This is a genomic window from Pseudomonas sp. G7(2022) (assembly GCF_052660475.1).
The window spans coordinates 5,338,414-5,362,633 of sequence record NZ_CP109659.1; the positions used below are offsets into that span (position 1 = coordinate 5,338,414).

Consider the following 24,220-nt stretch of genomic DNA (forward strand, 5'->3'; position numbering starts at 1 on the left):
CACGGGGTTTGACCAGCGTGGTCATTGGCCGCTCGGTGCCGGATAGAAACCGTCAGACAGGGTCTTCAGCGCAGCCGGCAAACGCGGCCCGAGCCCGCCCACCAGCAGCGTCGGGTCCAGCTCCAGCACGCGTCCGGCCTTGGCCGCACGGCTGGAATTGAGGATCGGGTTTTCCTTGAACAACGCTGCTTTCGCCGCCTCGCCGGTCAGCGCACGGTCAGCGAACACCAGCACTTCAGGATCGAGACTGGCCAGGGACTCCACGGAAAACGGCTTGTAACCGGTGTGGGTCGCAAGGTTATGCCCGCCCGCCTGTTGCAGCAGCCAGTCGGCGGCGGTGTCCTTGCCGGCGATCAGTGGTTTGCCGCCGGCATGGCCGAGCAGCAACAGCACGCCCGGCGCCTTCTGTTTAGTCTGCGCTTGGGCCACACGCGCCTTTTGCGCATCGAGTTGCTGTTGATAACGTTGCAGCAATTGCACGGCCTGGCTTTCAGCGCCCAGTAACTGCCCCAGATGGGTGACGTTTTTTTCCAGCGTCGGCAGATCCGGCTGAGCCGAGAACAATTCCACCTGCACCTTGGCGTTGCGAACCTGCGAGATCACTGGCGGCGGGCCCATTTCTTCGGTACCGATCAGGATGTCCGGACGCAGGCTGAGGATGCCTTCGGCCGACAGGCTGCGCTGATAGCCGATGCTCGGCAGCGACTGAAGGGATTGCGGATGCTGGCTGGTGGTGTCGACGCCCACCAACCTGGACTCGCCACCCAATGCACTCACCCACTCCGACAAGGCGCCGCCGGCGCTGACCCAACGTTGCGGCAACTCGGCCGCTGCAGCCTGGTGGCTGACCAAAAGTCCGACACACAGCACAGCAACGCGGGTACTCAAGCGCATAGACAGCTTCCTTGAAAGGTTTTCCCGGGCATCGGGACGGCAGGCCAAGTATCCTCGGCAGCGGTCACCTCGCCACGGGCGAAGGCGGCCATTTGATAATTGTTTGCATTTGAACGTCAAGCTCGGACATATCCAGACACGAGCCGACACTGAGGATAGCCATGAAGTTTCTCTGCGCGGGTGCCGATCTGGTTGAAGGCGGCAGTCGCGGTTTCGATATCGACGGCAAAAAACTGTTTGCCGTGCGCCGCGCGGGGCAGGCTTACGTCTATCTCAATCGCTGCCCGCATCGGGGCGTCGGCCTGGAATGGCATCCCGACCAGTTTCTCGACCCGAGCAACAGCCTGATCCAGTGCGCCACCCACGGCGCACTGTTTCTGATCGAGGACGGAGAATGCGTCGCCGGCCCGTGCGCCGGGCAATCGCTGACGGCCATCCCTTGCCGTGAAGACGCGCAAGGGCTGTGGATCGATGTTTAACCGTTGAGCAGCACGTCCAGGCGCCGGTCGATCACCATCTCTTCATGGCTCAAACGCACGCCATACGCCAGTACTTCGACCCCACACGCCACCGCCTCGCGCAGCGCAGCGGCGTAGGTCGCGTCGATCTCCTCGGCCGGACGCACCGCTTCGACACCCGTGAGATTGACGCAGTACAACTGCACCGCGCGAATCCCGTCCCGGGCCAGATGCGCCAGCTCACGCAAATGCTTGGCGCCGCGCTCTGTCACCGCATCGGGAAATGCCGCGACCGCCGTGCCGTCGAAACCCAGCGTGACACTTTTCACTTCCACGTAGGCCGGGCCCGCCGGGTAATCGAGGCGAAAATCGATCCGGCTCTTTTCCTGTCCGTATGCCACTTCGCGCTTGAGCCCGGTAAACCCGTTCAATTCACTGATGACGCCGGTCTGCAAAGCTTCTTCGACCAGTGTGTTGGCGCGTCCGGTGTTCACGCAAAACAGCCGGCCCTGCGGAGTTTCGCCGACTTCCCAGGTACCGGGCAGCTTGCGTTTCGGATCATTGGAGCGGCTGAACCAGACCTGCCCGCCCTCGACCTGACAATTGAGCATCGAACCGGTGTTCGGGCAATGAATGGTCAGGAACTCGCCGCCAACGGTTTCGATATCGGCGAGAAAGCGTTTGTAACGGCGGATCAACCGTCCCTCTTCAAGAGGAGGATGAAAGCGCATCAGCCTTGCCAGCTCTTCAAGCCACGGGCGATGCGTTCCACCGCTTCCTGCAGGCGAGGGAGGTTTTGCGTGTAGGCAAAGCGCACATGATGGCCGGCCTGATAACGACCGAAATCCAGGCCCGGGGTGAATGCCACGTGCTCGGTTTCAAGGAAATGCCGGCAGAACGCGAAGGCATCGCCGCCGAACTGGCTGATATCGGCATACAAGTAGAAGGCGCCTTCCGGCTCTACGGCGATATTGAAGCCCAGCTCCCGCAGAGCGGGAAGCAGGAAATCGCGGCGACGACCGAATTCGGCGCGGCGCTCTTCGAGGATCGCGATGGTCTCTGGCTCGAAACAGGCCAGCGCCGCATGCTGGGCCATGCTCGGCGCGCTGATGTAGAGGTTCTGCGCGAGCTTTTCCAGCTCACTGACGGCCGCATCCGGCGCCACCAGCCAGCCGAGGCGCCAACCCGTCATGCCGAAATACTTGGAAAAACTGTTGAGGACAAACGCACTGTCGTCGACTTCCAGAACACTGGCGGCATCGGTGCCGTAAGTCAGGCCGTGGTAGATCTCGTCCACCACAAGATGCCCGTGGCGCGCCTTGATGGCTGTGGATAACCCCGCCAGTTCGTCGCGCGTCAGGATCGTTCCGGTCGGATTGGCGGGCGAAGCCACCAAGGCGCCGACACTGTCGTGATCCCAGTGGCGCTCCACCAGATCAGGCGTCAGTTGATACCTGACATCCGGGCCTACAGGAACCAGTTGCGCCGCGCCCTCGACCAGACGCAAAAATTGCCGGTTGCACGGATAGCCGGGGTCGGCCAGCAGCCAGTGCTTGCCCGGATCCACCAGCAATGCGCTGGCCAGCAGCAGGGCCCCGGAGCCGCCCGGAGTGATCAGAATGCGCCGCGGGTCGATATTCAGACCATAACGGGTCTGATAAAAACCGGAAATCGCCTCCCGCAGCTCGGGAATCCCGCGCGCTGCGGTGTAACGGGTCTTGCCCGCCGTCAGCGCAGCCTGGCCGGCGCGGATGATCGGCTCGGCCGTCGTGAAGTCCGGCTCACCGATTTCCAGGTGGATCACGTCGTGGCCGGCGGCCTGCAATTCATTGGCCCGCGCCAGCAACGCCATCACATGGAACGGTTCGATCGCACGACTGCGCGCACTGTAGGGCTGAGCCATTGGCCTTCCTTCAACGAGTGAAAAGAAACGATTCTACCCATCTGCCGGAACGAGCGAGAACCCGCAGTGGTCACAGCCTCAAGAACACTGGACTGTAACGACCCGAGCGTACGCTCCAGGATTGACTAAAATCAGTGATTGAGCAGGTCTGCAACATTGCCGGACATGGCTTGGCAAACATTTGCAAGCCCCAACGGCCACGCGCTCGACATCCGGGAGTAGCGCGGGCCGAATTGATCTGGTAAGTTCGCCCGCTTGCAGCCGCAGGGCCGGCAGGTGTCGGTGATGGAGCAATCCTGCGCAATGGATTACAAGAGTAGAGGCGGTCCATTTCATGCCCACCCAAGCAAAGCAACAGGCAAGTCAGACCCTCAGCGGTTTCGAACCCTACGTCCCGAAAGCGGGCGAAGAGTACATGGGCGCTCCAATGCGCGCGCACTTCACCAAGATCCTGTCCAAGTGGAAGCAGGAGTTGATGCAGGAAGTCGACCGCACTGTTGATCACATGAAAGACGAAGCGGCCAACTTTCCTGATCCGGCCGACCGTGCCAGCCAGGAAGAAGAGTTCGCCCTCGAGCTGCGCGCCCGCGACCGCGAGCGCAAACTGATCAAGAAAATCGACAAGACCCTGCAACTGATCGAAGACGAAGAGTACGGCTGGTGCGACTCTTGCGGCATCGAGATCGGCGTCAAGCGCCTCGAAGCCCGCCCGACTGCCGACATGTGCGTCGACTGCAAGAACCTGGCGGAAATCAAGGAAAAGCAGGTCGGCAAGTAATCCCGACCTGAACGAAAAACGGAGCGTGCGAACGCTCCGTTTTTGTTTCTGCCGTTTTTTACTCTTCAAGTAACATCGCCCTCATGACTGCCAACACTTCCCCCGCCTACATCGGCCGCTTCGCCCCCACGCCCAGTGGCCACCTGCACTTCGGTTCGCTGGTCGCCGCCCTCGCTTCCTATCTGGACGCCCGCTCGGTGAACGGCCGCTGGCTGGTGCGCATGGAGGATCTCGATCCGCCCCGTGAAGAGCCCGGCGCGCAAGCGGCGATTCTCAAGGCGCTGGAAAGCTATGGCTTCGAATGGGACGGCGAAATGGTCCGCCAAAGCGATCGGCACAAAGCCTACGCCCAGGTGCTCGACAGCCTGTTCAATCACGGCCTCGCCTACGCCTGCACCTGTTCGCGCAAACAGCTGGAGCCGTATCACGGCATTTATCCTGGGCTATGCCGCAACGCCGGCCATGACCAGGAAGATGCCGCGATCCGCCTGCGCGTACCGGAGCTGGAATATCACTTCATCGACCGGGTGCAGGGCGAATACCGCCAACATCTGGGCCGCGACGTGGGTGATTTCGTGATCCGTCGCCGCGACGGTCTCTACGCCTACCAACTGGCGGTGGTGCTGGACGATGCCTGGCAGGGCATCACCGACATCGTGCGCGGTGCCGATCTGCTCGACTCGACGCCGCGCCAGCTGTACCTGCAAGAACTGCTGGGCCTGCGTCAGCCGCGTTATCTGCACTTGCCCCTGATCACCCAGCCGGACGGCAACAAGCTCGGCAAGTCCTATCGCTCGCCACCGCTGGAAGCCGGTCAGGCCACGCCATTGTTGCTGAGAGCCTTGCGTGCGCTGGGGCAAGAGCCGGGGCCCGAACTGGCCCACGCCTCGCCACAGGAACTGCTGAAATGGGGCAGCACCCACTGGGATGCGACAAAGATCCCGCGCACACTGACCCTGCCCGAAGCGCGACTGCTGTGACGACACTTGCAGTGGCGCGCCCATCCGTTACCATCGCCGCACGTTTTCGGGCACGCGCATAAAAAAGAGAGGCCGGGATGTACATCTATCGCTTGGTCCTGCTTCTGGTCGTGGGGATCTACCTGTTTTCTCCCGCCATCATGGATTGGTGGATCGACGCTACGGGCGCCTGGTATCGCCCTTATCTGCTCTGGCTGATCCTGATTGTCGTGACCTTCATCCTGCAGAGCCAAAAAGATGCCGATGAGCTTTAGCCTGACCCAGATGCTGCTGATCAGCGCCGCCTACCTGGCCGCGTTGTTCGGCGTGGCCTGGATCAGTGAACGGGGCATGATCCCGCGGGCGATCATTCGCCATCCGTTGACCTACACCCTGTCGCTGGGGGTTTACGCCAGTGCGTGGGCGTTCTACGGCACGGTGGGTCTGGCTTATCAGTATGGCTACGGCTTTCTGTCCAGCTATCTCGGGGTGTCCGGCGCGTTCCTGCTGGCGCCGGTGCTGCTGTATCCGATCCTCAAGATCACCCGCACCTATCAGCTGTCGTCGCTGGCGGACCTGTTCGCCTTCCGCTTTCGCAGCACCTGGGCCGGTGCGCTGACCACGATTTTCATGCTGATCGGCGTCCTGCCATTGCTGGCCCTGCAGATTCAGGCCGTAGCCGATTCCATCGGCATCCTCACCGGCGAACCGGTGCAGAATCGCGTAGCCCTGGCATTCTGTGCGCTGATCATCCTGTTCACGATTTTCTTCGGCTCCCGTCACATCGCCACCCGTGAAAAGCACGAAGGGCTGGTCTTCGCGATTGCCTTCGAATCGGTGATCAAACTGGTGGCCCTCGGCGGCGTGGGCCTCTACGCGCTGTACGGCGTATTCGACGGCCCGCAACAGCTCGAACTGTGGCTGCTGCAGAACCAGACCGCCCTCGCCGCCCTGCACACCCCGTTGCAGGAAGGCCCGTGGCGCACGTTGCTGCTGGTGTTTTTCGCCTCGGCGATCGTGATGCCGCACATGTATCACATGACCTTCACCGAAAACCTCAACCCGCGCTCGCTGGTCAGCGCGAGCTGGGGTCTGCCGCTGTTCCTGCTGTTGATGAGCCTGGCCGTGCCGCTGATTCTCTGGGCCGGCCTGAAGCTCGGCGCCACCACCAATCCGGAATACTTCACCCTCGGCATCGGCATCGCCGCCAACAGCAAATCGCTGGCCCTTCTGGCGTATGTCGGCGGCCTGTCGGCGGCCAGCGGCCTGATCATTGTCACCACATTGGCGCTGTCGGGCATGGCCCTGAACCACCTGGTGCTGCCGCTCTATCAGCCACCGGCCGAGGGCAATATCTATCGCTGGCTGAAATGGACCCGCCGGGCGCTGATCGTCGCGATCATCATGGCCGGCTTCTGCTTCTACCTGATGCTGGGCGCCGAGCAGGATCTGGCCAACCTCGGCATCGTCGCTTTCGTAGCCACCCTGCAGTTTCTGCCCGGTGTGCTGTCGGTGCTGTACTGGCCGACCGCCAATCGTCGCGGCTTTATCGCCGGTCTGCTGGCGGGGATCGTGGTGTGGGTCGTGACCATGCTGCTGCCGCTGGTCGGCAATCTGCAGGGTTTCTATATTCCGCTGCTGAACATGATCTATGTGCTGGACGACACCAGCTGGCACATGGCGGCCATCGCCTCGCTGGCGGCCAACGTGTTGATGTTCACGCTGATTTCGCTGTTCACCAATGCCAGCCCGGAAGAAGCCAGCGCTGCCGAAGCCTGCGCTGTGGATAACGTGCGCCGTCCGCAACGCCGCGAACTGCACGCCGCCTCGCCCCAGGAATTCGCCACGCAACTGGCCAAGCCGCTGGGCGCCAAGGCTGCACAGAAGGAAGTCGAGCAGGCCCTGCGCGACCTTTATCTGCCTTTCGATGAACGCCGCCCTTATGCCTTGCGCCGCTTGCGTGACCGGATCGAAGCCAACCTCTCCGGCCTGATGGGCCCGAGCGTAGCCCAGGACATGGTGGAAACCTTCCTGCCGTACAAGGCCGGCGGCGAAAACTACGTCACCGAAGACATCCACTTCATCGAAAGCCGCCTCGAGGATTACCACTCGCGCCTCACCGGCCTGGCTGCCGAACTCGATGCCCTGCGCCGCTACCACCGCCAGACCTTGCAGGAACTGCCGATGGGCGTCTGCTCGCTGGCCAAGGATCAGGAGATCCTGATGTGGAACAAGGCCATGGAAGAGCTGACCGGGATTGCCGCGCAACGGGTCGTCGGCTCGCGCCTGAGTACCATTGCCAATCCGTGGAAAGAATTGCTGCAAGGTTTCATCAACCTGCCCGACGAACATTTGCACAAGCAGCATCTGGCGCTCGACGGCCAGACCCGCTGGCTGAACCTGCACAAAGCGGCCATCGACGAGCCGTTGGCACCGGGTAACAGCGGCCTCGTGCTGTTGGTGGAAGACCTGACTGAAACCCAGATGCTCGAAGACAAACTGGTGCACTCCGAACGCCTGGCCAGCATCGGTCGTCTCGCGGCCGGCGTGGCGCATGAAATCGGCAACCCGATCACCGGCATTGCCTGTCTTGCGCAAAATCTTCGGGAAGAACGCGAAGAAGACGGCGAACTGACGGAAATCAGCGGCCAGATCCTCGAGCAGACCAAACGCGTGTCACGCATCGTGCAGTCGTTGATGAGCTTCGCCCATGCCGGCAGCCATCAGCACAGCGACGAGCCCGTCTGTCTGGCGGAAGTGGCTCAGGACGCCATCGGTCTGCTGGCGTTGAACCGGCGCAACTTCGAAGTCCAGTTCTACAACCTGTGCGACCCGGATCACTGGGTTGAAGGCGACCCGCAACGTCTCGCCCAGGTGCTGATCAATCTGCTCTCCAACGCCCGTGACGCCTCGCCTGCCGGCAGTGCGGTGCGGGTCAAGAGCGAGGCCGGCGAACACACGGTCGATCTGATCGTCGAGGACGAAGGCAGCGGTATTCCAGCGAGCATCATGGACCGATTGTTCGAACCCTTCTTCACCACCAAGGATCCTGGCGAAGGCACCGGTCTGGGCCTTGCACTGGTCTATTCCATCGTTGAAGAGCATTATGGACAAATCACCATCGACAGCCCGGCTGATGTTCAGAGCCAGCGCGGCACCCGTATCCGGGTGACTTTGCCGCGCCATGTCGAAGCGACGTCCGCTGTGAACTGAGACCGTCGAGAGTATCGAATCAATGCCGCACATTTTGATCGTCGAAGACGAAACCATTATCCGCTCCGCCTTGCGCCGCCTGCTGGAACGCAACCAGTACCAGGTCAGCGAAGCCGGTTCAGTGCAGGAAGCACAAGAACGCTTCAGTATTCCCACATTCGATCTGATCGTCAGCGACCTGCGTCTGCCGGGTGCTCCGGGCACCGAGCTGATCAAGCTCGGCCAGGGCACGCCGGTGCTGATCATGACCAGCTACGCCAGCCTGCGCTCGGCGGTCGACTCGATGAAGATGGGTGCGGTGGATTACATCGCCAAGCCTTTCGACCACGATGAAATGCTTCAGGCTGTCGCGCGGATCCTGCGTGATCGCCAGTCGGCGCCTGCCGCCGGTGAAGCAGCGCCTTCCAAATCGGCCAACGGCAACGGCAAATCCGCCATCGACAACAGCAATGGCGAGATCGGCATCATCGGCTCCTGCCCGCCGATGCAGGACCTTTACGGCAAGATCCGTAAAGTCGCCCCGACCGATTCCAATGTGCTGATCCAGGGCGAGTCCGGCACCGGTAAAGAGCTGGTGGCCCGCGCCCTGCACAACCTGTCGAAACGCGCCAAGGCACCGATGATCTCGGTGAACTGCGCCGCCATTCCGGAAAGCCTGATCGAGTCCGAACTGTTCGGTCACGAGAAAGGCGCGTTCACCGGAGCCAGCGCCGGTCGCGCCGGTCTGGTGGAAGCGGCGGACGGAGGCACGCTGTTCCTCGACGAGATTGGCGAACTGCCTCTGGAAGCTCAGGCCCGCCTGTTGCGCGTACTGCAGGAAGGCGAAATTCGCCGGGTTGGCTCGGTGCAGTCGCAGAAGGTCGATGTCCGGTTGATCGCTGCAACCCACCGGGACCTCAAGAGCCTGGCGAAAATCGGCCAGTTCCGTGAGGACTTGTACTACCGCCTCCACGTGATCGCGTTGAAACTGCCAGCCCTGCGCGAGCGCGGCGCCGACGTCAACGAAATCGCCAATGCGTTCCTCGCTCGCCAGAGCGCGCGCATCAACCGCACCGACCTGAAATTTGCCGCCGATGCCGAACAGGCGATCCGGCACTATTCCTGGCCGGGCAACGTGCGGGAACTGGAAAACGCCGTCGAGCGCGCCGTGATTCTGAGTGAAAGCCCGGAAATCTCCGCCGACCTGTTGGGCATCGACATCGAGCTGGGGGATCTGGAGGACGACGAGTTCATCGGTCTGCCGGCGCAACCGGCCGGTAACGCCAGCAACAGCAGTCACGAGCCGACCGAAGATCTGTCGCTGGAAGATTACTTTCAGCATTTCGTGCTCGAGCATCAGGACCACATGACCGAGACTGAACTGGCGCGCAAACTGGGCGTCAGCCGCAAATGCCTGTGGGAACGCCGTCAGCGTCTGGGCATTCCACGGCGCAAGACCGGGGTCGCCAGCGAGAGCTGAACGTTACCTGTCGAGTGTGCGGGTAACGGGTGAGGATGTGAAAAAACTGTTACCTCAGTCTTTTCACGTAACAGAAGCCGGGGTTATCGGTAACGAAACCCCGGCTTTTTTTCGCCACGAGAAAACGGCTATATCGACCTAACCCCTTGTTTTATTGGGCTTCGCAAAAGTTGGCACGGCCCCTGCTATATCTTTGGTACAAGAACAATAACAAGCAATGCACAAGACAATAAAAATAAGACGAATCGACTCACGCACAATAAAAACAAGACGGCGAGAGGCGCAGCTAACTGATTCTTTTGGAGAGGCGTTGTATTTGGGGCTTGCCCCACGACCAGGCCGAGAACAACAAAAACTGTCCTAAGACAGAGCCTGTACTGGTTGGATCGAGAGATCACTGCAATTCAGCGACCAAAGCAATCCGTTTGCTCTTGGCTCCCGATTGGGAGGGTCATGAAGGAAAAGCTTCATGGCGAGGGCACTCAACAAAAACAAGAAGCCCGAATCAATAATAAAAAGAGCACGCAACTACTTCTTGGGGAGCTTCGGCTCCCCTTGTAGTTTCTCCTTTCCGGGAAATTCTCCCTTTCTGGCGCATCTCCACCCCTCTAGCCTGCGGCCTGCAGCGCAAAACGGCAGCGTCCTACACCATCCCTCGACTAAATGCTAGAATCCCGGCCCATCATGCGGTCATTCTCTGGTATGGCCGAACATTCCTTCAAACAGTGCATCCCATGCTGAAGAAGCTGTTCCAGTCATTCCGAACTCCCCTGCGTCGTACGCAACACATCCGTAGCACGCCTGAAGTCCTCAACAGCGGCCAACATTCGCTGCAAAAGGCGCAATTCAGCCGATACGCGGTCAACATCGTCGAACGTCTGCAGGGCGCCGGCTACCAGGCCTATCTGGTTGGCGGCTGCGTGCGAGACATGCTGCTGGGCATCACGCCCAAAGACTTTGACGTTGCCACCAGCGCCACCCCCGAGCAGGTCCGCGCCGAATTCCGCAATGCGCGGATCATCGGCCGCCGCTTCAAGCTGGTACACATCCATTTCGGTCGTGAAATCATCGAGGTCGCGACCTTCCGCGCCAATCACCCGCAAAACGAAGACGACGAAGACAGCAACCAGTCTTCGCGCAACGAGAGCGGGCGCATTCTGCGCGACAACGTCTACGGCACACTGGAAGAAGACGCGCAGCGCCGCGACTTCACCATCAACGCCCTGTATTACGACCCGGTCAGCGAGCGCATTCTCGATTACGCCAACGGCGTGCACGACATCCGCAATCACCTGATCCGCCTGATCGGCGACCCGAAACAGCGCTACCAGGAAGACCCGGTACGGATGCTGCGGGCCGTGCGTTTCGCCGCCAAGCTCAACTTCGGCATCGAAAAGCACACCGTGCAGCCGATCCGCGAACTGGCGCCGATGCTGCGCGAGATTCCGTCGGCCCGGCTGTTCGAGGAAGTGCTCAAGCTGTTCCTCTCCGGGCATGGCGCCATCACCTTCGAGATGCTGGTCGACCTGCAGTTGTTCGCGCCGTTGTTCCCGGCCAGCGCCGATGCGCTGGAATACAACCCGGAATATACCCACACGCTGATCAGCGAAGCACTGACCAACACTGACCTGCGGATCAAGCAGAACAAACCGGTGACCCCGGCGTTCCTGTTCGCCGCGTTGCTGTGGCCAGCCCTGCCGGCCCGCGTGTTGCGTCTGCAGGAACGTGGCATGCCGCCGATTCCGGCGATGCAGGAAGCTGCCCACGAGTTGATCGCCGAACAGTGCCAGCGCATTGCGATTCCAAAACGCTTCACCATGCCGATCCGCGAGATCTGGGACATGCAGGAACGTCTGCCACGCCGCAGCGGCAAACGCGCCGACCTGTTGCTGGACAATCCGCGCTTCCGCGCCGGCTATGACTTCCTGCTGTTGCGTGAAAGCGCCGGTGAGCAGACCGATGGCCTGGGCGAATGGTGGACCGACTATCAGGACGCCAACGACAGCGAGCGCCGCGACATGATCCGCGATCTCAGCGGCAAGGAAGACGGCGCCAGCGGTGCGCCACGCAAGCGTCGCCGCAGCGGCGGTTCCAAGCGCAAGCGCGCCGGCGCACCGAGCGCCACGGGCGAATAAGGCATGGAACGCATCTACATCGGCATGGGCAGCAACCTGGCTGACCCGGCCGAACAACTGCGCAGTGCGGTCGACTCACTGGGGCAACTGCCGGATACGGTCCTGGCTGGCGTGTCTGCCTTTTACCAGAGCGACTCGCTGCTGCCGGGCCAGCCGCGTTATACCAACGCGGTCGCAGCGCTCGACAGCACACTCGCTCCGCTGCAACTGCTCGATGCCTTGCAAGCCATCGAAAACGGTCAGGGTCGCGAACGTCTGGAGCGCTGGGGTCCTCGCACGCTGGATCTGGACATCCTGCTGTTCGGTGACCGCCTGATCGATGAGCCGCGCCTGAAAGTCCCGCATTACCACATGCAGGAGCGTGCATTCGTCCTGTATCCCCTGGCCGAACTGGCCCCCGAAGATCTGCGCCTTGCCGATGGCCGCACCCTTGCCGATCTTCTCGCAGCCTGCCCGTTCGTCGGCCTCGAACGCCTTCCCCACCCCTGACATCTATCCCACATCGACTTATCCAAATCCCGGTTTTTGTCGGACAAAAACTACGAAGATCAGGCCCGCCGGCCCGCTGAATCGCATCAGTAACGCCGGTAACACTCCCGTCGTAACAATGCGGTAACACATGCAATTGACTTCCTGAGGCCTCATCACGACTATAGGCGTCCCGCTGCCGCCAACCCGGCATACAAGGGCGCAATCCAGGCCTTATAAGCACGACAAAAGAGCGTGCGCCTGAATAGATGACGAATCACGCGCGTTACTCGCAGTAGTTTCCAAAGCGCCTGAACGAGGATTTCTTACATGCCAGCCATCACTCTGACCACGCTCCAGAGCCTCAAGCAGAAAGGTGAAAAGATCACCATGCTGACCTGCTATGACGCGACCTTCGCCCACGCCTGCAACGAGGCTGGTGTTGAAGTGCTGCTGGTGGGCGACTCCCTCGGCATGGTCCTGCAAGGTCACGACAGCACCCTGCCGGTGACCATTGCGGAAATGGCCTACCACACCGCCTGCGTCAAGCGCGGCAACACCGACGCCCTGATCCTGGCCGACCTGCCGTTCATGGCCAACGCGACCCTCGAGCAAACCATGACCAACAGCGCCATGCTGATGCAGGCCGGCGCGCACATGGTCAAGGTCGAAGGTGCGCTGTGGCTGGCGGATTCGATCCGCCTGCTGGCCGAACGCGGCGTACCGGTCTGCGCCCACATGGGCCTGACCCCGCAAGCCGTGAACATTCTCGGTGGCTATAAAGTGCAGGGGCGCAACGAGAACCAGGCACGCCAGATGCGTGCCGACGCGATCTCCCTGGAGCAGGCCGGCGCGGCGATGCTGCTGCTCGAATGCGTGCCAAGCGAACTGGCTGCCGAAATCAGCCAGGCGGTGAAAATCCCGGTGATCGGCATCGGCGCCGGCACCGACACCGACGGTCAGGTACTGGTCCTGCACGACATGCTCGGCCTGTCGATCAGTGGCCGCGTGCCAAAGTTCGTGAAGAACTTCATGCAGGGTCAGGACAGCATCCAGTCCGCACTGAAGGCTTATGTGAACGAAGTCAAAGCCACCACTTTCCCTGGGATAGAACACGGATTCTCTGCATGAACACCGTCAAAACCGTACGTGAACTGCGCGCCGCCGTGGCTCGCGCCCGGAGTGAGGGCAAGCGCATCGGCTTCGTCCCGACCATGGGCAACCTGCACAGCGGCCACATCGCATTGATCACCAAGGCCAAACAGCGTGTGGATTTCGTGGTCGCGAGCATTTTCGTCAACCCGCTGCAGTTCGGCGCCGGCGAAGACCTCGACAAATACCCGCGTACGCTGGCCGCGGATCAGGAAAAACTGCTGGAAGCCGGTTGCTCCCTGTTGTTCGCCCCGACAGTCGAAGAAATGTACCCCGATGGCATGGCCGGTCAGACCCGGGTCAGCGTGCCACAGCTTTCCGAAGGCCTGTGCGGCGCCAGCCGTCCGGGACACTTCGAAGGCGTGGCGACCGTGGTCAGCAAGCTGTTCAACATGGTCCAGCCGGACCTGGCGATCTTCGGTCAGAAAGACTTCCAGCAACTGGCGGTGATCCGCGCGCTGGTGCATGACCTGAACATGCCGATCCAGATCATCGGCGAGCCAACCGTACGTGCTGCCGACGGTCTGGCGCTGTCGTCGCGCAACGGCTTTCTCAGCGAAGAACAGCGTGCCGTGGCACCGGTGGTCTACCGCACCCTGTGCGCCATTGCCGACTCGATCAAGCAAGGCGAGCGCGATTTCCCGGCGTTGATCCAGGCTCAGCGGCAACAGCTGGAAGTGGCCGGTCTGCGGCCGGACTACCTGGAAATCCGCCACGCCGTGACCCTGCGTCCGGCGACGGCAGAAGATCGTGATCTGGTGATTCTGGTGGCTGCGTTCCTCGGCACCACCCGATTGATCGACAACCTGCACCTGAATCTCGATACCCCCGCGTAAACACCGCCATCCCCCTGTGGGAGCCTGCCTGCAGGCGAAAGCGATCCATCGGTCAGAAATGATGCTGACTGCCGGGCCGTAATCGCCAGCAGACTGGCTCCCACATCGCTTTGTATCACCTGCGGCGTGTATTGCTGCCTACCTGCCCATCGGGCAAACTGCCCGCCGTTCTACTCGCGCGATGAGCAGGGACTTGCTTGCATTACCCGCCGTCTGTCGGCCTCTCCTGTTATCGATGTTAAAAAAGTACAGGTAACAGGTCAGAAGAAGCCAAGACAGATCGCAGCGCTGGGTTTACTGTATTCGCCCTGCGCCAAAGTAATCGTGTCGACGCAGTTGCCCCCTCGCCCAAACATGGCGGGGAGGTCTTTTCAGTGTTCAAAAGGCCGTTCAAGTAAAAAGGAAAACCGCAGCGATGGCGTACTACCGCACTCCTCATGACGTTACCGCTCTGCCTGCCTGGCAAGCGTTGAAAGATCACCGCCAAGCCATGCAGGATTTCAGCATGCGCGAAGCCTTCAACGCCGATCCGCAGCGCTTCAATCAGTTCACTCTCAGCAGCTGCGGACTGTTTCTCGACTATTCGAAGAATCTGATCAACGCCGAGACCCGCAACCTGCTGGTGGGTCTGGCCAATGAAGTCGATCTCAAGGGCGCGATCAAGGCCCTGTTCGACGGCGAAATCGTCAACTCCTCCGAAGGCCGCCCGGCGCTGCACACCGCCCTGCGTCGCCCGGTCGGCGACAAGCTGTCGGTCAACGGCGTCAACGTGATGCCTGAAGTACACAAGGTGCTGAACCAGATCACCGATCTCGTGGGCCGCATCCACGACGGTCTGTGGCGTGGTTACACCGAGAAGCCGATCACCGACGTGGTGAACATCGGCATCGGTGGCTCGTTCCTTGGCCCCGAGCTGGTCTCCGAGGCCCTGCTGTCCTACGCCCAGAAAGGCGTACGTTGCCATTACCTGGCGAACATCGACGGCAGCGAATTCCACGAGCTGACGCAAAAACTGCGCGCCGAGACCACGCTGTTCATCGTTTCGTCGAAGTCGTTCAACACCCTCGAAACCCTGAAAAATGCCCAGGCCGCTCGCGCCTGGTACCTGGCCCAGGGTGGTTCGGAGGCCGAACTGTATCGCCACTTCATCGCCGTCTCGAGCAACAACGCGGCAGCCGTGGCCTTCGGTATCCGTGAAGAGAACATCTTCCCGATGTGGGACTGGGTCGGCGGTCGTTATTCGCTGTGGTCGGCCATCGGCCTGCCAATCGCCCTGGCCATCGGCATGTCCAACTTCAAGGAACTGCTGTCCGGTGCCTACACCATGGACCAGCACTTCCAGAGCGCGCCGTTCGAACAGAACATGCCGGTGCTGCTGGCCCTGCTCGGCGTGTGGTACGGCAACTTCTGGGGCGCGCAAAGCCACGCGATCCTGCCGTACGACCACTACCTGCGTAACATCACCAAGCACTTGCAACAGCTGGACATGGAATCCAACGGCAAGAGCGTGCGCCAGGACGGCACCGCAGTGTCGACCGATACCGGCCCGGTGATCTGGGGCGGCGTCGGCTGCAACGGTCAGCACGCTTACCACCAGCTGCTGCACCAGGGCACCCAACTGATCCCGGCCGACTTCATCGTGCCAATCGTCAGCTTCAACCCGGTCTCCGACCACCACCAGTGGCTGTACGCCAACTGCCTGTCGCAGAGCCAGGCGCTGATGCTCGGCAAGACCCTGCCGGAAGCCGAAGCGGAACTGCGCGACAAGGGCATGAGCGAAGACCAGGTGCAGAAACTGGCACCGCACAAGGTGATCCCGGGCAATCGTCCGAGCAACACCCTGGTGGTCGAGCGCATCAGCCCGCGTCGTCTCGGCGCACTGGTGGCGATGTACGAACACAAAGTCTTCGTGCAAAGCGTGGTCTGGGGCATCAACGCCTTCGACCAGTGGGGCGTGGAACTGGGCAAGGAACTGGGCAAGGGCGTCTACAACCGTCTGGTCGGCAGCGAAGAAACCGCCGCTGAAGACGCGTCCACCCAAGGCCTGATCAACTACTTCCGCGGCCGTCACCGCGGCTGATCCAGCCCTGAACACACCCCCTCTCCATGAGGGGGTGTTTGTTTACAGGTATTGAACCCTCCCCGCTCTCGGCGCATCTTTATCCTTGTCGCACAACAAGAATAAGGAACCGTCATGTTCGATATCAGCACGTTCCCCAAAGCCGATGCCGTCCGCCGGGCAGCCCAGTTGAGTCAGGACGACTACCAGCGCCTGTACCGCGAATCCATTGAACACCCCAGCACCTTCTGGGCCGAACAGGCCACCCGCTTCCTCGACTGGAGCACACCGTGGCAGACCGTCCAGCGCTATGACCTGAAGACCGGCCAAGCCGCCTGGTTTGCCGGTGGCAAGCTGAACGTCAGCTACAACTGCATCGACCGTCATCTGGAAAAGCGTGGCGATCAGACCGCCATCCTCTGGGAAGGCGACGATCCCGCCGAATCCACGCAAATCACCTACAGCAAACTCCATCACCACGTCTGCCGCCTGGCCAACGTGCTGAAAAGCCGTGGCGTGAAGAAAGGCGACCGGGTGTGCATCTACATGCCGATGATTCCCGAAGCGGCCTACGCCATGCTGGCCTGCGCGCGGATCGGTGCGATTCACTCGGTGGTGTTTGGCGGTTTTTCACCGGACTCGTTACGCGACCGCATTCTCGACGCCGACTGCCGCACCGTGATCACCGCCGATGAAGGCGTGCGCGGTGGCAAATTCGTGCCGTTGAAACACAATGTCGACAAGGCCCTGCAGAGTTGCCCGAATGTCGGCACCGTCGTGGTGGTCGAGCGCACACAGAACAAAGTCAACTGGGTCGAAGGTCGCGACCTCTGGTATCACCAGGCCGTGCGTGACGTCAGCGACGATTGTCCGCCGGAACCGATGGACGCCGAAGATCCGCTGTTCATCCTCTACACCTCCGGCAGTACCGGCAAACCCAAGGGCGTGCTGCACACCACCGGCGGTTACCTGTTGCAGGCGGCGATGACCTTCAAGTACGTGCTCGACTACCGCGACGGCGAAGTGTTCTGGTGCACCGCCGACGTCGGCTGGGTCACCGGCCACAGTTACATCGTCTATGGCCCGCTGGCCAACGGCGCGACCACCCTGATCTTCGAAGGTGTGCCGAGTTACCCGAGCACTTCGCGGTTCTGGCAGGTGATCGACAAGCACAAGGTCAACATCTTCTACACCGCTCCGACCGCGCTGCGCGCACTGATGCGCGAAGGTGCCGGTCCGTTGCAGGAAACGTCGCGGCAAAGCCTCAGATTGCTCGGCAGTGTCGGTGAGCCGATCAACCCGGAAGCGTGGGAATGGTATTTCAACGTGGTCGGCGAACAGCGCTGCCCGATCGTCGATACGTGGTGGCAGACCGAGACCGGCGGCATCATGCTCAGCCCGCTGGTCAGCGCCCAGCGAATCAAACCGGGCTGCGCCACCCAGCCGATGTTCGGCGTGCAACCGGTGCTGCTCGACGAGCACGGCAAGGAAATCAAGGGGGCCGGCAGCGGCGTGCTGGCGATCAAGTCGAGCTGGCCGGCGCAGATCCGCAGCGTCTACGGCGATCCGCAGCGCATGGTCGACACCTACTTCAAGCCCTACCCCGGCTACTACTTCACCGGCGACGGCGCCCGCCGCGACGAGGACGGCGACTACTGGATCACCGGGCGCATCGACGACGTGATCAATGTCTCCGGTCATCGCATCGGCACCGCCGAGGTCGAAAGCGCGCTGGTGCTGCACGACAGCATCGCCGAAGCCGCCGTGGTCGGTTATCCCCACGACGTCAAAGGCCAGGGGATTTATGCGTTCGTCACACCCATGAACGGCACCGAACCCAACGACGAACTGAAGAAAGAACTGCTGGCCCACGTCAGCAAGGAGATTGGCAGCTTCGCCAAACCGGACCTGATCCAGTGGGCCCCGGCCCTGCCGAAAACCCGCTCGGGCAAGATCATGCGGCGGATCCTGCGCAAGATCGCCTGCAACGAACTCGACAGTCTCGGCGATACCTCGACCCTGGCGGATCCGAGTGTGGTGCAGGGCTTGATCGATAAACGCTTGAACCAGTAAGCGCAGCGGCAAGCGGCGAGCCTCAAGCTTGAAGCTCGCCGCTTGCAGCCGAGTTGCTGCTAAACTCCCGCGCCCCGATTCCCTCCAGCAAGGCGCAAGCATGTCTTCCCTGAATCAGGCGCTGCGCGCCGCCCTCGATCAACGCCAGGATCTGCTCGCCGAGCTGCACAGCCAGGGCACGGATTGCTATCGCCTGTTCCATGGCAGCCAGGAAGGTGCCGGCGGCCTGACCGTCGACCGCTATGGCCCGCAACTGATGGTGCAGAGTTTCCACCAGACGCTGGAACTCACCGACCTGCTGCAACTGCACGCCACGGTGAATGAAACGCTGGGCTTGCAAACCTTGCTGGTCTACAACGACCGCTCCCGTGGCAACTCGCGCATCGACCGCGAAGACAGCGTCTACCGCGCCGAAGATGCAGCACTGGTTGATCTGGTCGGCCACGAATGGGGCCTGAACTACCGCGTGCGCGGACGCCATGCCGGGCAGGATCCGCTGCTGTTCCTCGACCTGCGCAACACCCGCGGCTGGGTCAAGGATCACGCCAGGGGCAAAAGCGTGCTCAACCTGTTCGCCTACACCTGTGGCGTCGGCCTCAGCGCGGCTGCCGGCGGTGCCCGCGAGGTATGCAATCTGGATTTCGCCGAAGGCAACCTGGCCGTCGGACGCGAGAACGGCTTGCTCAATCCGCAACTGCCGACCATGGAATTCATTCAGTCCGACTACTTCCCGGCGATCCGTCAGTTGGCCGGGCTGCCGATCAGTCAGCGTCGCGGGCAGAAACTGCCGAGCTATCAACGCCTCGAACAGCGCCAGTACGATCTGGTATTGCTCGATCCACCCGCGTGGGCCAAGAGCGCGTTCGGCACTGTCGACCTGCTTCGCGATTATCAGAGCCTGCTCAAGCCAGCCCTGCTGACCACCGCCGAAAACGGCGTGCTGATCTGCTGCAACAACCTGGCAAAAGTCAGCATGGACGACTGGCGCGAACAGGTACTGCGTTGTGCCGAGAAGGCCGGGCGACCGGTGCGCGAGTGGAGCGTAATGAGCCCGGGCCGGGACTTCCCCTCACTGGACGGCAAACCGCCGCTCAAGACCCTGATTCTCCAGCTCTGACTCCCCCCCGGCAGGAGCCCCCTTCGGCAGCGCCTACAGACATTGCAGAAAAATCTGAATAATCCTGTCGCGCGCGATGTACTTCGGAACCGGAATCGCGTGCCATACTCCAAGGCACTCCGATTCAGACAGATGAAGCCGCACATGCCCAAAGGATTGATTCGCGCGATTGGCGCCCTGTTGACCGCTCTGGCCCTCTACAGCCTGCTGGGGTTTCTGATTCTGCCGGGCATTGCGCTGCGCATAGCCAACCAGCAACTGGCCAACCATGCAACGCTGCCTGCGCACCTCCAGCGTATCGAACTCAATCCGTTCAGCCTCGAAGTCACGCTTTGGGGCCTGGTCATCGGCGAACCGGGCAAGGAGCAGGTCGGTTTCGAGCGCCTGTACGCCAACCTGCAACTCGACAGTCTGTGGACAAAAGCCCTGCACCTGTCCGACATCGAACTCGACAAACCCAAGACCGAAGTCCTGTTCGCCAAGGACGGCAAGCTCAATCTGCTCGGTCTGTTCAAACTGCCGGCCAGCGAACCGACGCCGGCCGATCCGAATGCCAAGCCTTTTCCACTGCGCATCGACCGGATCAAACTAGCCGGCGGCAACGTGCATTTCCAGGATGCACGCCCGAGCGAGCCGATCGAATTCGTCTACGACAAGCTCGACTTCGAACTGAAAAATCTCAGCACCCTGCCCGACGACAACGCCGACATGACCCTGGTCGCCATCGGCCCGTCCGGTGGGCAGATCGACTGGAAAGGCAACTTCAGCCTGATCCCGATCGCCTCACAAGGAACGCTCAAGGTCACCGATGGCCAGATGAAAGCCTTCTGGCCCTACGTTCGCGACGCCGTACCGCTGGCGCTGGAAAACGGTGTGGTCAGCCTCAGTACCGACTACAAGCTCAACCTGTCCAAGGAAACCGAACTGCTGCTGAGCAACGTCTCGGTCAGCGTCGCGCCGTTTGCGATCAAGACCCCGGACGGACGTCCGCTGGCAAGACTCGACCGCCTCGACGTCAGCGAAACCACGGTGGACCTGGCCAAACAGCAAGTAGTGGTCGGCAAGATCCGCAGCCAGAAACTCGAAACCTGGGCCGCCCTTGAAGCGGACGGGCAACTGGACTGGCAGAAACTGTTCGCCAGTCAGCCGTCCAAACCGGCTGCCAAGGCTGCGGCGGAACCCAAGAGCACACCGGCGGCCGCCGATTCACCGAAAGCCGAACCGACCGCCCCCGGCAAGCCATGGCAAGTGCTGCTCAAGGACGTGCAACTGCGTGACTACAAAGTGCATCTGGCCGACCGCTCGGCGAAACCCGAAGTCACGCTGGACGTCACGCCGCTGAATGTCGACCTGCAGAATTTCGACAGTCTCAACGGCTCGCCCTTCAACCTCAAGCTCGATGCCGGCCTGGGCAAACAAGGCAAGATCAACGCCGACGGCGTGGTCAACCTGGCGCCGGTCACCGCCCAGCTCAACGTAAAAACCCAGGACATCGACCTGCGCGTCGCCCAGTCCTACATCAACTCGTTCATTCGTCTTGAACTGCGCAGCGGCATGCTCGGCAGCGACCTGAAAGTGAACCTGAAAAGCACCGAGCCGCTGGCATTCAGCGTCACCGGCCGCGCCCAGGTCGACCAACTGCACACTCTAGATACCCTGAAGACCCGCGACTTCCTCAAGTGGCAGCAAGTGGTGGTCGAAGGCCTGAACTATCAACATGGCGACAGCCTGTCGATCGACAGGATCAACCTGTTCCAGCCCTATGCGCGTTTCATGATCAACGATGACCGCACCACCAACATCGATGATTTGCTGATCCCGCAACCTGCCGATTCCGGGGCGAAAACGGCAGCGGCCAAACCAGCCAACAACTCGAAACCGCTGGGCATTCACATCGGTGGTATCGCGATCAATGACGGCTCGGCCAACTTTGCCGACTTCAGTCTGACCCCGAACTTCGCCACGGCAATCCAGCAACTCAACGGCCAGATCGGCACCATCGACAGTCGTCAGGCGAAACCGGCCAGCGTTGACGTCAAGGGCAAGGTCGACCGCTATGCGCCGGTGACGATCAAAGGCGCGGTCAACCCGTTCGACCCCATGGCCAGCCTTGATATCGCCACCAGTTTCAAACGGGTCGAACTGACCACCCTGACCCCCTACTCCGGCAAGTTCGCCGGTTACCGGATCCGCAAGGGCCGGCTCAATCTCGACCTGCACTACCTGATCACCAAGGGCCAGCTCAAGGCCGAGAACAAAGTAGTGGTCGAGCAACTGCAACTGGGCGAGAAAGTCGACAGCCCGGATGCCGTGAGCCTGCCGCTGAAACTGGCGATTGCACTGCTCAAGGATGTGGACGGCAAGATTTCCATCGAGCTGCCGGTCACCGGCGACCTCAACAACCCGCAATTCAGCGTGATGCCGATTATCTGGCAGACCCTGCGCAACCTGATCGTCAAGGCGGCGGCCGCGCCGTTCAAGTTGATTGGCGGACTGGTCAGCGGTGGCGGTTCAGAAGATCTGGGTACCGTGTCCTTCGCGCCAGGCTCCAGTGAACTGAACAAGGATGCCGAAGCGGCGCTGGTCAAATTGTCCCAGGCCTTGAAAGAGCGCCCGGCCCTGCGCCTGGAAATCGAAGGCACCGCAGCACAAAGCAGCGACGGCCCACTGATCGCCGAGCAACGTCTGGAACGCGAATACCAGTACAACTACTACAAGATGCTCCAGCGCCGTGGCGACAAAGTGCCGGCTCAGGCTTCGCTGATTCAGGTGCCGGATAACGAAAAAGGCCCGCTGCTCGAAGGCATCTACCGCACCCGTCTGAAAACCCAGCCACCAGCCGAATGGAAGGATCTGGGCAAGGAAGAACGCACGGCGAAAATGCGTGCCGACGTGATCAAGTTCTGGAGTAGCAGCGACGTGCTGTTGCGCCAGCTCGGTCAGGAACGAGCCAGCAGCATCAAGGATTATCTGGTGGACAAGGGCCAGTTGGCCGATGACCGCGTGTACTTCATCGACGCCAATCTTGGCGAAGCGCAAAGCGACGGCCGCGTGGTGACGCAAATGCATCTGGACGCCGAGTGATGAACAATCAATGGCTGGCTGCAATGGCGTTGGCGCTTGTCGCCAGCCAGGCTTCGGCATCCGATACCCTGCGCTGCGGCAGCCAGTTGGTGAGCCTCGGCGACCGCGCCAGCGAAGTGTTGCAAAAGTGCGGCGAGCCGATCAGTCGCGATGTGCTGGGCTACAAGCGCAGCGCCAATCGCCGTGAAGAGTTTCAGGTCGAGGAGTGGACCTACGGCCCGAGCAATGGCATGTACCAATACCTGCGCTTCGAGGGCAATCGCCTGCGGCAGATCAACAGCAAGCGCGGTAACTGACTCCACCACTTTCCTATCCCTGAAATAGAACAGGCCCCGACACGAATGCCGGGGCCTGTAATGGCCACAATCCGTGTGGCCGTTCGCATGAACTCTAAAGTGCGGCAGACGTATTGCTCGGCCCGCCTGTCGCGTCTTCTCCCGGTCCAGGCGAGAAGTCTTGCCTTACTCGGCTTTCAGGCCGTCAGCGGAGACCGCTTTCACACCTTTGATTTTCTTGGTGATGTCTACGGCCATTTTTTTCTGTGCTTCTGTCACTGCAACAGTGGAGGACAGAGACACGACGCCTTTGTTGGTTTCTACTTTGATGTCAGTGCCTGGAATGCCTTTTTCAGTGACCAGGTCGCTTTTGACTTTGGTGGTGATCCAGGTGTCGGAAGTAGCTTCTTTGGCCTTGGTCATTTCACCGGCAGCCAGAGTCATTGGAGCCTGGGTCGCCTGGGTGGATTGTGCGAATGCGCCGGTGGCCATGGTCAGGGTCAGCGCGGTAGCAGCAGCGGCAGTGATAGCGAACTTCTTCATACGAGTAACTCCTGTTTTTCTGGAAAGTCTGCTGGGTGTCTTGTCAGCAGGGTTACTGGAAGTATTGCGAACGCTGTGCCAACTTTTGAAAATACAATAAACTCTTATAAATCAATAATTTAGTGAAATTAAAAATTTTCGGAATCATGCAAATTGCATGACCCTTGAATTATCTACATGCAAGTTGCGGTTTTTGGGAAAGTTCCTAACACGCTGAAAAGATTGAAGCTTTTTTGTGAAGCACCGCAAAAGAAAATGCCCCGCAAAGCGGGGCATTTGATGAGCAGAGGTCAAGCAATCAAGTACCGCTGCCAGGGCAACCTTTAGGGGCGTAGTCAGGGTTGACTGTCGAGGCGCAGCTCCAGACGCCCGCGGTGTTACCCGTCGCACCGCCAGAACGGGTCAGCGTGATGGTCTTGCCCAGTACCGGAGCCGGTGCGTTGGCCAGAGTGCAGACTATGGTGCCAGCTCCAGAAGACGCAGTACCCGAGGCAGTGACTGTGCCGCAGTTGGTTGTCGAATAGGATGCGTTACCGGTCACCAGCGTCAGCGTCGGGTCTGTACCTTGATTGATGGTGTCCTCGAACGGCACTTTCAGCGCGCTGATTTCCGCCAGACCTGCCGTCACTTTCGACCGTGCCTGGTACTTGGTGTATTGCGGCAGGGCAATGGTCGCCAGGATGCCGATGATCGCCACGACGATCAGCAGCTCGATGAGAGTGAAACCTTGTTGTTTTTTCATAGACACGCTCCATGCATGAGTCGGAATCTCATGATCTGAACAGGACTCAGCACAGCCCGTGCCAAGGCGCCC

Annotated in this window: 20 protein-coding genes; 15 read left to right on the top strand and 5 right to left on the bottom strand. The window is 60.9% G+C overall.

Annotation, left to right across the window (positions count from 1 at the left end):
- Window positions 1-21 precede the first annotated feature (21 nt).
- Window positions 22-894 (bottom strand): heme/hemin ABC transporter substrate-binding protein, encoded by an 873-nt coding sequence (locus tag NE357_RS24415; RefSeq protein ID WP_169431941.1) that lies wholly within the window; start codon window positions 892-894, stop codon window positions 22-24.
- Window positions 895-1,055: 161 nt separating this feature from the next.
- Here NE357_RS24415 and NE357_RS24420 point away from each other — a divergent pair, with 161 nt between their 5' ends.
- A complete protein-coding gene (locus NE357_RS24420; protein WP_085689800.1) occupies window positions 1,056-1,373 on the top strand; it encodes a Rieske (2Fe-2S) protein in 318 nt (105 codons plus the stop codon).
- On the opposite strand, the gene sfsA is transcribed toward NE357_RS24420, so the two are convergent.
- Together sfsA and NE357_RS24430 are read right to left on the bottom strand one after the other, a co-directional pair.
- On the bottom strand, window positions 1,370-2,083 hold the full coding sequence (gene sfsA, locus NE357_RS24425; RefSeq protein WP_169431942.1) for a DNA/RNA nuclease SfsA: 714 nt from the start codon (window positions 2,081-2,083) through the stop codon (window positions 1,370-1,372). The two genes, NE357_RS24420 and sfsA, sit on opposite strands and share 4 nt — an antisense overlap.
- A complete protein-coding gene (locus tag NE357_RS24430) occupies window positions 2,083-3,255 on the bottom strand; it encodes a pyridoxal phosphate-dependent aminotransferase (protein WP_169431943.1) in 1,173 nt (390 codons plus the stop codon). The genes sfsA and NE357_RS24430 overlap by 1 nt, the downstream gene beginning before the upstream one ends.
- Before the next feature lie 334 nt (window positions 3,256-3,589).
- Here NE357_RS24430 and dksA point away from each other — a divergent pair, with 334 nt between their 5' ends.
- The 14 genes from dksA to NE357_RS24500 all read left to right on the top strand — a co-directional run bounded on the left by dksA (window position 3,590) and on the right by NE357_RS24500 (window position 22,884).
- Window positions 3,590-4,033: an RNA polymerase-binding protein DksA gene (dksA, locus tag NE357_RS24435; RefSeq protein ID WP_169431944.1), complete on the top strand. Its 444-nt coding sequence runs from the start codon at window positions 3,590-3,592 to the stop codon at window positions 4,031-4,033.
- Window positions 4,034-4,116: 83 nt separating this feature from the next.
- Complete coding sequence (gene gluQRS / locus NE357_RS24440) at window positions 4,117-5,013, top strand: tRNA glutamyl-Q(34) synthetase GluQRS (RefSeq protein WP_169431945.1); 897 nt, start codon at window positions 4,117-4,119, stop codon at window positions 5,011-5,013.
- Window positions 5,014-5,090: 77 nt separating this feature from the next.
- Window positions 5,091-5,267, top strand: coding sequence for a hypothetical protein (locus NE357_RS24445; protein ID WP_003176118.1), 177 nt, complete (start codon window positions 5,091-5,093; stop codon window positions 5,265-5,267).
- A complete protein-coding gene (locus NE357_RS24450; protein ID WP_169431946.1) occupies window positions 5,251-8,205 on the top strand; it encodes a sensor histidine kinase in 2,955 nt (984 codons plus the stop codon). The genes NE357_RS24445 and NE357_RS24450 overlap by 17 nt, the downstream gene beginning before the upstream one ends.
- A gap of 22 nt (window positions 8,206-8,227) precedes the next feature.
- The gene (locus NE357_RS24455; RefSeq protein WP_169431947.1) at window positions 8,228-9,664 is read left to right on the top strand and encodes a sigma-54-dependent transcriptional regulator; all 1,437 of its coding nucleotides are present in this window, start codon (window positions 8,228-8,230) and stop codon (window positions 9,662-9,664) included.
- Between the two features lie 734 nt (window positions 9,665-10,398).
- A complete protein-coding gene (locus NE357_RS24460) occupies window positions 10,399-11,799 on the top strand; it encodes a polynucleotide adenylyltransferase PcnB (protein WP_169431948.1) in 1,401 nt (466 codons plus the stop codon).
- A 3-nt stretch (window positions 11,800-11,802) separates the two neighbouring features.
- A complete protein-coding gene (gene folK, locus NE357_RS24465; RefSeq protein WP_169431949.1) occupies window positions 11,803-12,288 on the top strand; it encodes a 2-amino-4-hydroxy-6-hydroxymethyldihydropteridine diphosphokinase in 486 nt (161 codons plus the stop codon).
- A gap of 309 nt (window positions 12,289-12,597) precedes the next feature.
- Entirely contained in the window at window positions 12,598-13,398 is an 801-nt protein-coding gene (panB, locus tag NE357_RS24470) for a 3-methyl-2-oxobutanoate hydroxymethyltransferase (RefSeq protein ID WP_169431950.1), read from the top strand.
- Window positions 13,395-14,255 (top strand): pantoate--beta-alanine ligase, encoded by an 861-nt coding sequence (gene panC / locus NE357_RS24475; RefSeq protein WP_169431951.1) that lies wholly within the window; start codon window positions 13,395-13,397, stop codon window positions 14,253-14,255. The genes panB and panC overlap by 4 nt, the downstream gene beginning before the upstream one ends.
- Before the next feature lie 415 nt (window positions 14,256-14,670).
- A complete protein-coding gene (gene pgi, locus NE357_RS24480; protein ID WP_085612637.1) occupies window positions 14,671-16,335 on the top strand; it encodes a glucose-6-phosphate isomerase in 1,665 nt (554 codons plus the stop codon).
- Between the two features lie 114 nt (window positions 16,336-16,449).
- Window positions 16,450-18,387, top strand: coding sequence for an acetate--CoA ligase (acs, locus tag NE357_RS24485; protein WP_169431952.1), 1,938 nt, complete (start codon window positions 16,450-16,452; stop codon window positions 18,385-18,387).
- A 100-nt stretch (window positions 18,388-18,487) separates the two neighbouring features.
- Entirely contained in the window at window positions 18,488-19,504 is a 1,017-nt protein-coding gene (locus tag NE357_RS24490; RefSeq protein WP_169431953.1) for a class I SAM-dependent rRNA methyltransferase, read from the top strand.
- Window positions 19,505-19,636: 132 nt separating this feature from the next.
- Window positions 19,637-22,588 (top strand): DUF748 domain-containing protein, encoded by a 2,952-nt coding sequence (locus tag NE357_RS24495; RefSeq protein WP_169431954.1) that lies wholly within the window; start codon window positions 19,637-19,639, stop codon window positions 22,586-22,588.
- The gene (locus NE357_RS24500; RefSeq protein WP_169431955.1) at window positions 22,588-22,884 is read left to right on the top strand and encodes a DUF2845 domain-containing protein; all 297 of its coding nucleotides are present in this window, start codon (window positions 22,588-22,590) and stop codon (window positions 22,882-22,884) included. Before NE357_RS24495 ends, NE357_RS24500 begins: the two co-directional genes overlap by 1 nt.
- A 165-nt stretch (window positions 22,885-23,049) precedes the next feature.
- On the opposite strand, the gene NE357_RS24505 is transcribed toward NE357_RS24500, so the two are convergent.
- Together NE357_RS24505 and NE357_RS24510 are read right to left on the bottom strand one after the other, a co-directional pair.
- Complete coding sequence (locus NE357_RS24505) at window positions 23,050-23,406, bottom strand: BON domain-containing protein (protein WP_065261581.1); 357 nt, start codon at window positions 23,404-23,406, stop codon at window positions 23,050-23,052.
- A 298-nt stretch (window positions 23,407-23,704) separates the two neighbouring features.
- Window positions 23,705-24,148: a pilin gene (locus NE357_RS24510; protein ID WP_085732829.1), complete on the bottom strand. Its 444-nt coding sequence runs from the start codon at window positions 24,146-24,148 to the stop codon at window positions 23,705-23,707.
- Window positions 24,149-24,220: the final 72 nt, after the last annotated feature.